Here is a 13419-nt window from a genome sequence, read left to right as displayed (position 1 = left end):
TCCTCCCCCTCGGCCCCGCCCTCGTGCTCCTCGCGCTCTTCCTGGCGGGCCCGATCCTCTGGAGCGTCTACATAGCATTCACCAACGAGACGCTGACGGGCTCGGCCTCGGTTCATTCGCAGTTCGTCGGCGTGGCCAATTTCGTCAAGCTCTTCGGCGACCCGAACTTCCTGAACTCGTTCCTGCTCACGTTCGTCTTCGTCATCGGCTCGGCGGTCATCGGCCAGAACACCCTGGGCCTGATCATCGCGCTGCTCCAGCGCGGCCGGGGCCGGGTGACGCGCAGCGTCGTCAACGGCGTGGTGATAGTCGCCTGGGTGGTGCCGGAGGTCGTGGCCGCGGCCTGCTGGTTCTCCTTCCTGGCCGAGGAGGGCACCCTGAACACGGTGCTCGGCGTCTCCCAGGAATGGCTCTACACCGCCCCCATGCTGGCGGTGATCCTGGCGAACATCTGGCGCGGCACGGCCTTCTCCATGCTCGTCTATTCGGCCGCCCTCTCGGAGGTCCCCGCCGACCTGCTGGAGTCCGCCGCGGTGGACGGCGCAGGCCCGGGCCGCCGCCTCCGCCACATCACGCTCCCGCTGATCCGCCGCTCCATCATGGCGAACCTCATGCTGATCACATTGCAGACCCTGGCCAGCTTCGGCCTCATCTACGCACTGACGGGCGGCGGACCCGGCACGGCCAGCCAGACGACGCCGCTGTACATGTACGAGCAGGCGTTCCGCTACTTCGAGATCGGCTACGGCTCGGCGATCACGCTGGTCATGCTGGTGATCGGCGCGCTGTTCTCCCTGATCTACCTGCGCCTGATCAAGGTGGAGGACGCATGACGCGCCTCGCCGCCCGCACCGCCGCCCGGCTCGCGCTCATCACCCTGGCCTTCCTCGGCCCGTTCCTCTGGGTCCTGCTCGCCTCGGTCGAGCCCGAGGCCAGCCTGGCCGCCCAGCCCACGCTCACCTTCTCCCTGGACAACTTCAAGGCCGTCCTGACCTGGGACACGATCATCCTGCCCCTGATCAACTCGATCGTCATCTCGGGCTCCACGGCGGTGCTGACGGTCCTGGTGGCGGGCCTGGCGGCGTATCCGCTGTCGCGTTACCAGCTCCGCTACCGCCGCCACTTCATGCTGACCCTCCTGTTCACCACGGGCCTGCCGGTGACGGCCATCCTCGTGCCGGTCTACGCGATGTTCTTCCGCTTCAACCTGTACGGCTCCGTACCGGCGATGGTGCTGTTCCTGACGGCGAGCTCGTTGCCGTTCTCCATCTGGATGATGAAGAACTTCATGGACGGGGTGCCGGTGAGCCTGGAGGAGGCGGCCTGGGTGGACGGCGCCGGCTGGGTCCGCTCGCTGACGGCGGTGGTCGGCCCGTTGATGGCCCCCGGGATAGCCGTGGTCGCCATCTTCGTCTTCGTCGGGCAGTGGGGGAACTTCTTCGCCCCGTTCGTACTGCTTGACACCCCCGAGAAGCAGCCGGCCGCGGTGACCGTCTACACGTTCTTCTCGCAGTACGGGCAGGTGGCGTACGGCCAGCTGGCCGCTTTCTCGATCCTGTACACGGCACCGGCCGTGGTCTTGTACGTGGCGGTCAACAAGTACCTGGCGAGCTCCTTCAGCTTCGCCGGCTCGGTGAAGGGCTGAAACCGGGGACCTGGCTCAGCCCTCCGCTGCCGCCGTCATCGCGCAGGCCGCGAGAGCATTGCGGCTCTTCAATTGCTCTGGAGCGCGTTACAAGAAAGGCCGCCAGGCGGTCGGCTGCAGCCCGCTACATCTCCGTCGCGAATGCCGGTGAAACAGGGGCCGTCGGATGTCGCCACGCCGTTCCATCGTCCGGTCACGTCGGCGAGGTGATATACGGATAGACCATGGCCCCTCCCAGCGGTGGAGAGCATGACCTGATGCACCGGCGAGCTTTTACCGCGATGAGGTCGGGGCCACGACAGTCCCGGACAGGAGAGATTCCCCTGGGGCGACGCCAGGGGAATCTCGAAGTAAGCCTCAGGCGCAGGTGTAACCGGAAGGCGTCTGCGTGTTGCCGCTCGGCCGGCTCACCTGGAAGCCGAAAGTGGTGCTGGCGTTCGGGGCCAGGGTGCCGTTGTAGCTGAGGTTCTTGGCGGTGACGGTCTGCCCGCTGACGGTGAGGGACGCGTTCCACGAGCCGGTCAGCGTGTGCCCGGCGGGCAGCGTGAAGGTGACGGTCCAGCCGCTGATGCCGGCGGTCCCGGTGTTGGTGACGGTCACGGGCTGGACGACGTACCCGGTGGCCCACTGGGTCTGCACGGTCCCGGTGGCCGTGCAGCCACCGCCGCCGGGGCCGGTCGTCGTGGTGAAGGTGCCCAGGGCGGAGTTGGCCGACACGTTCCCGGCTCCGTCACGCGCCCGCACGTACACCTGGTACTGGGTGGACGGGCTCAGCCCGGTCAGCGCGATCGAGCTGGTCGTGGACTGGCCGAGCAGCTGGTCGGTCGTGCCCTGCTCGCGGTAGACGTCGTACCCGGCGAGCCCGCTGCCGCCGCTGTCGGTCGAGGCGGTCCAGGTCAGCGTGGCCGAATTGGAGGTCACGCCGCTCGCCGAGGGCGTGCCGGGCGTGGTCGGCGGGGTGGGGTCGGTGGTCGAGCCGCCGGCCAGCGCGTCGTGCACGGCGGTGTACGACGGCTTCTGCTGGTAGCTCTCGTTGTAGATCAGGGCCGCGCCCTGCCCGGAGAACGTGTCGGGCACCCAGGAGTACTTGTCGGTGAAGCCCCAGATCGTCACACCCGCGCAGGCGGTCACCGCCAGGCAGGCGTTGACGACGTTGCGGTAGTAGGTGGCCTGCGTGGCGTCCTTGGTGGCGTCCCTGGGCATCACCATGCGCACGTCCAGCTCGGTGATCCGGACCTGGACGCCGAGGGCGGCGAAGCGCTGGAGGTTCTGCTGGAAGTCGTTCGGGAAGCCGTACTGGATCGCGAGGTGCGACTGGAAGCCGACGCAGTCGACGGGCACGCCCTGCTGGCGCAGCGACGCGACCAGGTTGTAGATCGCCGTGCTCTTGGCGTTGATCCCCTCGGTGTTGTAGTCGTTGATGCACAACCGCGCGTCCGGGTCGGCGGCGCGGGCGGCGCGGAAGGCGTCGGCGATGTAGCTCTGGCCGAGCGTGTTGTACCAGAACGACGTGCGCAGGTTGCCGCTGTCGTCGAAGACCTCGTTCACCACGTCCCAGGAGACCACGGCCGGGTTGTTCGCGTAATGGCCGACGACCTGGCTGATGTGGTTCTGCATGGCCGTGCGCATGGCGCCGGCGCCGAGGTTCTGGACCCAGCTCGGCGTCTGGCTGTGCCAGACGAGCGTGTGGCCGTGGACCTGCATGTTGTTCTGGGTGGCGAAGTTGACGATGGCGTCGGCGCCGGAGAAGTTGAACTGGCCCTGGCTGGGCTCGGTCGCGTCCCACTTCATCGCGTTCTCGGCGGTGACCTGGTTGAACTCGCCGGCCGCGATGTTGCGGTACGACGTCTCGTTGGCGAGCGGGCCGGTGGCGAGCGCCGCGCCGATGAACTTGCCCCGGCTCGCCGCGTGCGTGCGCAGGGACGCGGAGGCGTCGGCCGAGGTGGCCGGGAGGAGGACGGCTGCGAGCATCCCCACCAGGGTGAGGACTCTGACGAGCAACGACGAATGCACGGACATCTACCTCCGGAGGGCAGGCACTCGGTTCCCGAAAGTTTTCGATCCTCGTCGGATCGCACCGAAGACGGTATTGACATGCAAGAGAGCGGTCAATGCCAGTCGCGACCCGGCGCTAAACCAGCAGCTGAAAACCAGAAACTATCGGATAAGAAATGAAACTTTCACACGGCTTGCCGAGGCCGGGCCTCTCGGGAACATTGGTAGCAATCCCCCTCATGGAAGGGCAGACCAATGACAGACGGGCTCGTACTGTCCCCCGGCTCCGGGCAGCCGCTCGGCTCCATGGGGATGACGCTCAAGGTAGGGGCGGAGCACTCGAAGACCTGGTCGGTGTTCGAGAACACGATCGCACCGGGCTTCGACGTCGGCGCCCACTTCCACCATCAGGCCGAGGAGCTCTTCTACATCCTCGAGGGGGAGCTGGACCTGCTCGCGTTCCAGCCGCGCCTGGTCACCGAGGGCCCGTGGCAGACCTGGGAGTCGGAGAGCGGCGGCCGGGCGGTGCGCGGCGGCCCCGGTAGCCTCATGTACGTACCCGCGGGCTGCCCCCACGCCTTCGCCAACCCCGGCGCCACGCCCACCAGGATGCTCTTCATCGTCACGCCGTCGGGCCATGAGCACTACCTGCGAGAGCTCGGCGAGCTGCTGTCCCGCCCGGGACCGCCCGACCAGGCCGCCGTGATCGAACTCCGGGCTCGGTACGACATCCAGCAGCTGTCTCCCATCGGCCTCGGCTGAGCCGTTCCCGCCTCTCTAGCGCAGCATACCTACCGGTCGGTACTGTGATTTATCCAGAATAACCGTCCACAAGCCGGGAGTTCGGCGCATGTCTCTTTCGCACGCCCAGGTCCAGGCCCAGCTCACGGGACCCGGCCAGCTGTTCGAGATCGAGGAGATCGGCGACACCGGGATACGCACGTGGAAGCACGCGCCGACCCACTTCCGGGCGCTGCTGGAGATGAGCAGGTTCCACGGCGAGAAGGCCTTCCTCGTGTACGAGGACGAGCACATCACGTTCGAGGAGCACTTCCGCCGCGCCGCCACCCTGGCCAACCGCCTGGTCGACGAGTACGGGGTGCGCAAGGGCGACCGGGTGGGCGTGGCCATGCGCAACTACCCCGAATGGGTGGTCTCGGTGTCGGCCGCGCTGGCTGCCGGGGCCATCGCCGTACCGCTCAATGCCTGGTGGACGGAGGCCGAGCTGGCCTACGGCGTGAGCGACTCCGGCGCCAAGGTGCTGATCGCGGACGGCGAGCGCGCCGCCAGGCTGGCCTCGGCGGGCGTCCCCCTCATCGTCACCCGAGGCGAGGTCCCGGCGGGCGCGCGCGCGTTCGACGAGGTGATGGGCGAGGTCGCCGCCGGCGTCCAGCTCCCCGACGTCGAACTGTTCCCGGAGGACCCCGCCACGATCTTCTACACCTCCGGCACGACCGGCAGCCCCAAGGGCGCGCTGGGCAGCCACCGCAATCTCGGCCAGTCGCCCATGACGGTCGCCTTCGGCCTCATGCGGGCGGTGGCCATGGCGGGCAAGGACGTCGCCGCCGCGGCCGCCACCCGCAGGATCACGCTCCTGACCGTCCCCCTGTTCCACGTCACGGGCTGCTTCTCGGCCCTGACCACCACCATGTTCGCCGGCGGCGGGCTGGTGCTCATGTACAAGTGGGACCCCGAGCAGGCGCTGCGCCTGATCGAGCGCGAGCGCGTGACCGCCATGATCGGCGTGCCCACGAACGCCTGGCAGCTCATGTCCCACCCCCACTTCGGCAAGTACGACCTGTCGTCCCTGACCACCCTCGGCTACGGCGGCGCCCCGGCCCCGCCCAAGCTCCTGGAGCGCATCACCCAGAACCTCCCCAACCGCGCCCCCTCCAACGGCTACGGCATGACCGAGACGACCGCCCTGGCCATCGGCAACGGCGGCGCCGACTACCAGGCCAAGCCCGACAGCATCGGCCTGCCCTCGCCCGTGGTGGACGTGCGCGTGGTGGACCCGATGGGCGCCGAGCTGCCGCCCGGAGAGGTGGGCGAGCTGTGCGTACGCGGCCCGAACGTCATCCTGGGCTACTGGAACAAGCCGGAGGCCACGGCACAGACCTTCGTGGGCGGCTGGCTGCACACCGGCGACCTGGCCAAGATCGACGAGGAGGGCTTCGTCTACATCGTTGACCGGGCCAAGGACATGGTGATCAGGGGCGGCGAGAACGTCTACTGCGCGGAGGTGGAGGCGGCCCTGTTCGAGCACCCGGCGGTGGACGACGCGGCCGTGATCGGCGTGCCGCACGAGGAGCTCGGCGAGGAGGTGGGCGCGGTCATCCGGCTGGCGCCGGGCACCTCGGTCGCCACGGAGGACTTCCAGTCGTTCCTCAAGGACCGGATCGCCAAGTTCAAGATCCCTGCCCACTTCTGGTTCCGTGAGGGGGAGCTGCCCCGCAACCCCGGCGGCAAGATCCTCAAGACCCACCTCCGCAGGGAGATCCTGGGCGCGTAACCTTCGACCGGCTCCCCAGCTCGGTCGGGCTGGGGAGCCCGTCACTGTTGCGAGAGGGATCGTATTCGTCGTCATCCCTGACGACATCGGCCTCCTCCCTTACGTGCCGGGTAAGGCTGGTGGCTCTGGCAGGGTCGGCGGGAGTCGGTTGCAGGGAGTGCTAGCTGTGGGTTTCGTCGCAGGAGAGCGGGCACTATCGGGGGGAGTCGGCGAGTGCTGGCTCCCCTCGCTGGCTCCCCCAGGGACCTGTTGTCTCCCTGGCCCTCTAGACCGCTGCATGGCGCCATGGAACGCCTGCTGGAGGACGAACTGCCGGACAGAGCCTCGCCTGATACGCACTCCTCGGCGAACTGTGCGCGCGTCTTGAATGAGTACGGCTAAGCCCCCCAAGGCGTGCTGCATCTGACAGATGCTCAGTCGCTGTGCTTTCTGTGACGGAAGTGACTAGGTAGCACAGTAAACACACACTGCATGAACCATGACCGTTCGCCGGTTCAGTTATGCAGCGTTCAGATGCGAGCCTGGAGTCAAACGAGGACCGAAGACTACGCAGACCCAGATTGGTTCACATCTAGAACCTGGGGAGTCTCAAATGTCCGGCGACACGACAGCCTTTCAGCCACGCGTCAACGTAGATAATCCAGATCCGCGGACGCCTTGCGCAGTTCTTCTCGACGTATCGGGTTCGATGGACGGTCACCCGATCGAAAGATTGAACGAAGGTCTGGCACTCTTTCAGCGGGAGCTGCAGGCGAACGACGTCGCTCGCAAGCGCGTCGAACTCGAATTGGTGACCTTTGGCGGAGAGGGCGTTAAGGCAACCGGATTCCAGGAAGCACAAGCTTTTAACTCTCCCTCGCTGGAAGCAGATGGCGGCACTCCGCTGGCGGAAGCTTTGCTGCGAGCACTGAACGACTTGACGGAGCGCAAAAAGCTCTACCGAGAGGCGGGCATAGACTACTCACGTCCATGGCTCTTCCTCCTTACCGATGGTGTACCAACGGACGATAGACAGCTGATCGAATCAGCCCGCAATCGAGTAAGAGCCGATCAGGAAGGACTACATGTAGCGCTATTCGCAATTGGAGTCGGCGACGCGGTGGACATGGCTTTCCTGGAAAGTTTGTGCACCAAGAATAAGCCACGCCGACTAGATGAGTTGAAGTTCGATAAATTCTTCCAATGGCTTAGCAACAGCCTATCTATCCATTCCCAACGCGACCCTACAGGCAGCAACGATAAGACGATAGCTAGCAAGGAGAAAAAGACCGGCGTCCAGCAGACCCTGCCTCCGGCCGAGGAGTGGACGGGATGATCGAGGCCAGACCGCAGACCGCTACAGACCGATGGACGGTAGCTGGAGGAAAGGTACGTGGGACCAGTCACGAGATCTGTGAGGATTGTGCGGCGTGGTGGCATTCGCATGATGGGCCGTATGCGGTAATAGCTGCTGTGGCGGACGGCGCTGGCAGTGCGGCCTTGGCACAGGCCGGCGCACGAGCAGCTGTACGCCAAGTTCTTCAGGAAGGGGCGCGTCTGCGCCGTCGCGTTCCGCAGAGTGCTACAGAAGCCGAAGCTGTCGTATTGTCAATGTTTCAAGCTGCTCGAAAGCGAGTTGAGAAGCAGGCACGACAACTCATATCTTCGTCCCGAAATCTAGCGACGACCCTCAGCGTAGTAGTGGCTAGCGGCAACCATATCGTTGCAGGACAGATTGGCGACGGCATCACCGTACTACGTTCGCGCAGCAATGGGCTAATGAGCGTGTCACGCGACCGTGGCGAGTACTCGGAATTTACGACATTTATCACCGACAACATTTCGCTCCCAAAGGTCCACCTGCTCGTGAGGCCACTTCAGGATGTCGATGCATTTGCGCTCTGCAGCGATGGCCTTCGCATGCTGATTACAACCAACGCATCTACGGGACAGCCTTATGAACCGTTCTTCGCGGATGCCTTTGAACTTGTACAGCAAGGCGCTACGACGGAGAATATAACCGAATTCCTATCCACTGTTAATGATCGCACCGGAGACGATAAGAGCTTGGTCATTGGGGTACGTGATATATAACAAATCAGGGAGCCGATATGACGCAACCTGAGGGACTCAGAACATCTGAAGGTAAGCTAATTGTTGTCGATTCCGCGCCGCTCTCTAAAGGGGGCAGCGAAGGAGTTGTGTGGCCTCTCATAGAACCGGCAGGCAGAGCGCTAAAACACTACCACCCAGGAGTGATCGATGAAGAGCTGCAAGAAAAGCTTACCCAGATGATCAAACACCCGCCGCTCGATCCGATGCGACCTCACGATGTGTCAATAGCATGGCCTGAAACATTGGCTATCGACAAAGATCGTAGGCTATGCGGTTACGTAATGCCGCAAATTTCAAGTGAGCACGTTGAGCTACATCAGGCAGCCAACCCGCATGACCGAAAAGCTCTTTCCAGCACTCGTCGCAGATGGCTTGGCGGCTTCCGCTGGGACTATCTGGTGCGTACGGCTAAGAACCTCGCCGTCGCAGTGGACCCGTTGCATGACACCGGCTACGTGATTGGTGATTTCAATGCCCGCAACATCCTTGTAACGCGCTCCGCCGTCGTGGCATTCGTAGACTGTGACTCCTTTCAGGTTCCACGCGGCGTCAACTTTCTTCCATTCAAATGCAAGATGTTCACTCACGAGCTATTGGCACCGGAACTTATAGATGTCGATCTAAGCGTAACGCCCCGCCAGCCTGCGTCAGACCTATTCGCCCTAGCGGTTCATATCTACCAGCTGTTGATGGAAGGCTGGCCTCCCTTTTCTGGGCGCTGGAATGGCCCTGGAGAAAAGCCATCTCTACATGATCTCGCACGACAAGGCATTTTTGCTCAGTCGGGAGATAGTCGATTGTCCCCATCACCTCATTGCCCAGATTTCTCCATCCTTCCAGAGAGTGTCCAAGCCTTCTTCATTCGCGCTTTCCATGAAGGCGCACATTCCCCCTCACAGAGGCCAAGCGGCATGGAGTGGTATAGGGCATTGGATGGCCTTGAGAGAGAAATAGTCGTATGTGCCCGAAATCATTTTCATCGATATATCAAGAGCGTTGAAAATTGCCCTTGGTGCGCACGAGAAGGAGTGATATCGCCAACGCCTCAGCAGCGAATGCCGCCTTCGAAAGAAGAGGAGCCAATACAGTTCCCCACATCATGGCCGACGCCCTTTATGCCTTCATTGAACACTTTGAAGTCGTATACGTTTCGTATTGCATCCTCTCCGCCACCGCCGACGCCTTCGCCTTCTGGTCCATCTAAATCATCATCGGCAAGTCGGCCAAAGCAATCAAAAATAGCATGGATGGTGGTCGCAGTTTTTAATTTGCTGCTCGTTTTGATGGGAGCATACGTAATACTTCATGGCCTGCCTCGACAGACGGGAGGTCCTGTACCTTCAAGTATTGTTTCGCCCGATGGCGTTCCGTCCTCCTTTAGCGGAACCTGGCATGGGCTTGTTAAACAGACTTCCAACACGGGAAACGAGAATTCTTTTCACCTACTGCTTAAACTTGAGCAAGGCAACGATCGAGGCACGCTAGAAATTCCGGATAGCCAATGCACTGGCAGCCTTGAACTCACAAGAGCAAGCCGTCGCAAACTAACACTCCGACTAACTTTTCCCTCCGATCAGGCTCAGGCTTGCCATGACGGAACCGTAACGCTCGCCATGAGACGGAATGGCGACTCTCTTAAATACCGATGGCTAAGCGAGACAGGCACCTCTAGTTCCAAGGGAATTCTCCACCGTTCCCAGTAGCTGCCTGCTGCGGCACAGGCTGAACTATAGGGATGGTGGAGGCTCGAAAGCATCCCGTTGCATGACCAGTGACATCACATTCCACGATCGCAGAAGGGCACAGGCGATCCACATCGGTCGATAGAAGACCGCGTGATAGAGGCAGCCCGACACGACCAGCAGCAGCGTCCGTGCTGCCTGCGGTCGGAGGTGGGCCAACCCGGGGACGGCATGGACCAAGTTCCTGTGCCGCCGGCCGGGCCTTCTGCCTGGCTTCCATCAGCTCTCGCTGGCCACCACAAGGGTTAACGCTCGGGCCAGTCCTCGCGCTTGGAAACATACGTCCCCTTCTGTGGCACGGTGAACACCCAGCCCAGCTCGCGCAGGTACGCAACGGCCTGCCTAATCGTCCCAGGCGCCCTGTCGAATCGCTGGCCTAGCGTCTTCTCGCTGGGGATGAGGCGGTTTGGGGCATACTCCCCTGCTTTGATCTCCTCAATGATCTCGTTGGCGATCTCTTGATAGACCGGGACCTTGCGCGGGGTCTGAGGCGCGCCCTTTGGGCCAACGAAGGTGCCGCGCCCCTGTTCCGTGTAGACAGCCCCCTCCTCCTTGAGCAGCTTGATCGCGCGGCGCACCGTTTGTCTCGTTACGCCATACGTTCTCACCAACTCGACTTCAGAGGGCACGGCAGAGCCAGGTGGGAGATCGCCCGAGGCGATTCGCTCTCTGAGCTGATCGGCTATCTGCACATATAGGAGCACAGGCCCCTCACGGTCGAGCACGCTCGAACACTAAGGAAGAGCGCACTCGCCCTACGTGAGCGCTACACATAGATGTAGGAGTGTGTACAAGTACTAGAGGTGTGCGTACCTATAGAGGTATGGTTGAACGGTGACCCTCCACGACGCGAACTCCGTGTTTCAGAGACCATCCGACGCGAACCTTGCCGGCTGCTTCCGACGCTTCTACGTCTGGCGTGATGCACGCGACGTCTGGCATGCGCAGGCGCTTCCGAAAGTGAAGCCAATCGAGATCGCTCACGGCGTCCGACCTCACCTGAGCGCCGATTCGCTTGTTGTCCTTGCCGCCCGATGCACGTGGCAGCGGTGCAAGCGCTTCGCTCTCCGTCGCCTCTGGGCGGGAGTGCGGCCGTGAAGAAGGGGATGGCAATAAAGTATGCGGCCAAGATCGAATGGAGGCCGTACGCTCCCAAGCCGGAAGCCAAAGGGATCTGGATCAAAGAGGACTGCGACGGCAAGTACATATGGGCCGTCGAAGATGACCTTTACCTCATTATCCGGCGCACCGAGAACGGCCTAGAGGAAACAGAAAGGGTCAGTTTCGATAAGGCGCGAGTCATGTGGGACATGCTGGTTCGGGCATACAGACAGCGCCGCGCCATATTGACCGAATACGAGGTACAGGCTCGATGCATCAAAGATGAAAAGTGGGTGCCGCATAACCAGCGAGAGCGCGCCAGGGTCTCGGAAACCTCCTGTTGCGCCGCCTATGAATGGGCGAGCCATGGCGGCCTGTTCTTCATCCTGAGGCGCACCAAGAAGGGCTATGAAGAGACCGGTCGAGGCCTATTTAGAGAAGCTCGTAAGATTTGGGATGAGCTCACGCGCAAGCATGCCGAGGAACATCAAAAAGAAAAGGAGGCTCAACGCAAGAAATATAAGATAGGCAAGCATACTCCACCGAGAAACAGAGGTGTCAAAGAGCGGGGGCAGGGTGCGGCATGAATCAGAGCGGTGATGAAATGGCGCGCAAGCATGTGAGCACACAGACCGGTCTTGACTCTATTAGGCATGCGTACGCTGAGGTGAATGCAGCTCTACAATCCATAGATGATTTGGAAGCTGCGTATCTGTTCGCTACGCGCCTGGCGGATGAAATGCGGAAATTGGCCGATGCGGCGGCGCTGGCTCGTGCCAAATCCGCCGCCCGGATACGTGATGCAGAGCAACTTTCTCTGAGCGGCCTTGCGGCGAGATTGGGCGTGTCAAAGGCGCGGGCCAACCAACTGCTGAAGGCGGCTCGCAGCAGCACTCAGAGCGAGAAGCCCGAGCCCGGTCAGGACATGCTGGCCAGCGAGGTTGAGCCCGCGCCACGACGGCATCGCGTTGTGGTCTTAGACGTCTGCGATAAGCAGGATAGTCAGGTTCAGATAGTTGTCCGCCACCGAAGCGCGTAGCGTAGTTTCGCCGTCGCTGTTCTTTTCGCTGGGGAGCCTGTCCGCGTTAAGGGCGTCACACCACGCCTCAAAGTCCTTGCGTCGCTGATCGGCATTTTCGGCGTCGCATGTTCCAGTAAGAGCTTCCTTAGCCGGGCTGCTGTGAATCGACCAGCTAATTACCGGTAGGTCTTCATTTACGGTACGCGCCAGGAGGTCCCTGAGGGCGTCTACCGTTCGCTGCTGCAAGTGCAGCTGATCCTTACGGGCTTTCTCGGTATACACTTGCGACGCCAACCTTTCTAGCCTCTCTTTATCTTGCATCTCTTGTTACCTTCGCTTTCTTTGCGCTCTTCTTATTGCGCCGCCTGCCCTTCGGGAAGCGTGATCGGCTCTTGGCCGTGTTCGTGGTCATACATGCCCGCGAGCGCTGAACGGAATACCGCTAGATGATCCGGCCACCGGCCGCAGAGAGCCGAGCGTGCGGCGGAATCCGTTTGAAGCAGGAATTGCAGATGCCGCAGTCCATGCATGAGTACGTCGATGTACCGTGGGATTGGCGCTTCCGTCGCCTCTACCGGAATCGGCTTGCCCACGGCGTCGGGAATAACTGGGCTGATTGGTGCCGCGCTAGTCCATTGATCGCGCACGAATGCGTTGCAACCGATGACGGCAACATAGGTGAGAATGACGGCCGTTCCATCGGCACGCCAGGAAGTCGAGTGCAGAAGCTTTACGCCTTCCGCGGCTCCGTTCGCTTCGAGAAGGTTCGTGACGGTGGTGTGAGGATCACTGTCCTTCCGAACCGGCTCTGAACGCCATGCGTCATTACCGCTGATCAGCCAAAGGCCAACGTCGTCGGCCGAGACGGGCCAGACCTCTATGACGACTTCTGTTAGCTCGTTCATCTCAACTCGCCTCCTTTGCACTTCCATGGCGATCGCTGGCGTCTTTGGCGGTCTTCATGAGCTGAGCCGCCCGCGCCTTGGACACGCTGATGCGGTCAGCCAGGCCGGCCAACGACAGTTGCTCCTTCTCGAAGATCCGGGCAGCCGACATGGCTCGCTGATCCCCTGAAGCTTCAAAGAGCCGCCGCAGCGTCTCAACCAGCTCCGTTGCACCGGCATACGCCCGATCGTGGTCGGGCTCGGCGTTGATCGCCTCACGCGCTGCATCGAAGGCGTGTTCGAGGTCAGCAAGCGCGGATTGAACCGCCTCGCTCACGTCTTCCTTTGCCATGCGCGCCAGCGTACGCGCTCCGGACAGGGGGGGCTATACCCAAACCGTATAGGGACCCCTTGACGCTCGTGTA

At 62.3% G+C, this 13419-nt stretch carries 13 protein-coding genes; 9 read left to right on the top strand and 4 right to left on the bottom strand.

The annotated features are described in order from the left end of the window. Window positions 1–23 precede the first annotated feature (23 nt). Complete coding sequence (locus ABN273_RS23690; RefSeq protein WP_349451144.1) at window positions 24–833, top strand: carbohydrate ABC transporter permease; 810 nt, start codon at window positions 24–26, stop codon at window positions 831–833. Next, the gene (locus tag ABN273_RS23685) at window positions 830–1645 is read left to right on the top strand and encodes a carbohydrate ABC transporter permease (RefSeq protein ID WP_349451143.1); all 816 of its coding nucleotides are present in this window, start codon (window positions 830–832) and stop codon (window positions 1643–1645) included. Before ABN273_RS23690 ends, ABN273_RS23685 begins: the two co-directional genes overlap by 4 nt. Window positions 1646–2002: 357 nt before the next feature. Here the strand turns inward: ABN273_RS23685 and ABN273_RS23680 are convergent, their stop codons facing one another. Continuing rightward, a complete protein-coding gene (locus tag ABN273_RS23680; RefSeq protein WP_349451142.1) occupies window positions 2003–3616 on the bottom strand; it encodes an endo-1,4-beta-xylanase in 1614 nt (537 codons plus the stop codon). Window positions 3617–3895: 279 nt separating this feature from the next. Between ABN273_RS23680 and ABN273_RS23675 the strand changes: the two genes are divergently transcribed. The 5 genes from ABN273_RS23675 to ABN273_RS23655 all read left to right on the top strand — a co-directional run bounded on the left by ABN273_RS23675 (window position 3896) and on the right by ABN273_RS23655 (window position 9949). After that, the gene (locus ABN273_RS23675; protein ID WP_349451141.1) at window positions 3896–4402 is read left to right on the top strand and encodes a cupin domain-containing protein; all 507 of its coding nucleotides are present in this window, start codon (window positions 3896–3898) and stop codon (window positions 4400–4402) included. Between the two features lie 88 nt (window positions 4403–4490). Continuing rightward, a complete protein-coding gene (locus ABN273_RS23670; protein ID WP_349451140.1) occupies window positions 4491–6152 on the top strand; it encodes a class I adenylate-forming enzyme family protein in 1662 nt (553 codons plus the stop codon). A 592-nt stretch (window positions 6153–6744) separates the two neighbouring features. Then, complete coding sequence (locus ABN273_RS23665) at window positions 6745–7467, top strand: vWA domain-containing protein (protein WP_349451139.1); 723 nt, start codon at window positions 6745–6747, stop codon at window positions 7465–7467. Then, window positions 7464–8225 (top strand): PP2C family serine/threonine-protein phosphatase, encoded by a 762-nt coding sequence (locus tag ABN273_RS23660; RefSeq protein WP_349451138.1) that lies wholly within the window; start codon window positions 7464–7466, stop codon window positions 8223–8225. The genes ABN273_RS23665 and ABN273_RS23660 overlap by 4 nt, the downstream gene beginning before the upstream one ends. A 17-nt stretch (window positions 8226–8242) precedes the next feature. Continuing rightward, window positions 8243–9949, top strand: a complete 1707-nt coding sequence (locus ABN273_RS23655; RefSeq protein WP_349451137.1) for a hypothetical protein — start codon at window positions 8243–8245, stop codon at window positions 9947–9949. A 284-nt stretch (window positions 9950–10233) separates the two neighbouring features. Here the strand turns inward: ABN273_RS23655 and ABN273_RS23650 are convergent, their stop codons facing one another. Next, window positions 10234–10713 (bottom strand): GntR family transcriptional regulator, encoded by a 480-nt coding sequence (locus tag ABN273_RS23650; protein ID WP_349451136.1) that lies wholly within the window; start codon window positions 10711–10713, stop codon window positions 10234–10236. A 369-nt stretch (window positions 10714–11082) separates the two neighbouring features. On the opposite strand from ABN273_RS23650, the gene ABN273_RS23645 reads away from it, so the two are divergent. Both ABN273_RS23645 and ABN273_RS23640 read left to right on the top strand, forming a co-directional pair. Next, on the top strand, window positions 11083–11676 hold the full coding sequence (locus tag ABN273_RS23645; protein ID WP_349451135.1) for a hypothetical protein: 594 nt from the start codon (window positions 11083–11085) through the stop codon (window positions 11674–11676). Beyond that, a complete protein-coding gene (locus tag ABN273_RS23640) occupies window positions 11673–12128 on the top strand; it encodes a hypothetical protein (RefSeq protein WP_349451134.1) in 456 nt (151 codons plus the stop codon). The genes ABN273_RS23645 and ABN273_RS23640 overlap by 4 nt, the downstream gene beginning before the upstream one ends. Window positions 12129–12463: 335 nt before the next feature. On the opposite strand, the gene ABN273_RS23635 is transcribed toward ABN273_RS23640, so the two are convergent. Both ABN273_RS23635 and ABN273_RS23630 read right to left on the bottom strand, forming a co-directional pair. After that, window positions 12464–13015, bottom strand: coding sequence for a hypothetical protein (locus tag ABN273_RS23635; RefSeq protein ID WP_349451133.1), 552 nt, complete (start codon window positions 13013–13015; stop codon window positions 12464–12466). Between the two features lies 1 nt (window position 13016). Then, a complete protein-coding gene (locus ABN273_RS23630; RefSeq protein ID WP_349451132.1) occupies window positions 13017–13346 on the bottom strand; it encodes a hypothetical protein in 330 nt (109 codons plus the stop codon). Window positions 13347–13419: the final 73 nt, after the last annotated feature.

The sequence above is a fragment of the Nonomuraea sp. B19D2 genome, assembly GCF_040137845.1.
Classification (GTDB): domain Bacteria; phylum Actinomycetota; class Actinomycetes; order Streptosporangiales; family Streptosporangiaceae; genus Nonomuraea.
The sequence above is the reverse complement of the archived record's forward strand: the minus strand, read 5'-3'. Positions and strand labels throughout refer to the sequence as shown.

Excerpts from the sequence above, each read along its gene's own strand:
- ABN273_RS23685 (WP_349451143.1), top strand. The coding sequence starts at position 830 with ATGACGCGCCTCGCCGCCCGCACCGCCGCCCGGCTCGCGCTCATCACC.
- ABN273_RS23680 (WP_349451142.1), bottom strand. The coding sequence starts at position 3,616 with ATGCTCGCAGCCGTCCTCCTCCCGGCCACCTCGGCCGACGCCTCCGCG.
- ABN273_RS23675 (WP_349451141.1), top strand. The coding sequence starts at position 3,896 with ATGACAGACGGGCTCGTACTGTCCCCCGGCTCCGGGCAGCCGCTCGGC.
- ABN273_RS23670 (WP_349451140.1), top strand. The coding sequence starts at position 4,491 with ATGTCTCTTTCGCACGCCCAGGTCCAGGCCCAGCTCACGGGACCCGGC.
- ABN273_RS23665 (WP_349451139.1), top strand. The coding sequence starts at position 6,745 with ATGTCCGGCGACACGACAGCCTTTCAGCCACGCGTCAACGTAGATAAT.
- ABN273_RS23660 (WP_349451138.1), top strand. The coding sequence starts at position 7,464 with ATGATCGAGGCCAGACCGCAGACCGCTACAGACCGATGGACGGTAGCT.
- ABN273_RS23655 (WP_349451137.1), top strand. The coding sequence starts at position 8,243 with ATGACGCAACCTGAGGGACTCAGAACATCTGAAGGTAAGCTAATTGTT.
- ABN273_RS23640 (WP_349451134.1), top strand. The coding sequence starts at position 11,673 with ATGAATCAGAGCGGTGATGAAATGGCGCGCAAGCATGTGAGCACACAG.
- ABN273_RS23635 (WP_349451133.1), bottom strand. The coding sequence starts at position 13,015 with ATGAACGAGCTAACAGAAGTCGTCATAGAGGTCTGGCCCGTCTCGGCC.
- ABN273_RS23630 (WP_349451132.1), bottom strand. The coding sequence starts at position 13,346 with ATGGCAAAGGAAGACGTGAGCGAGGCGGTTCAATCCGCGCTTGCTGAC.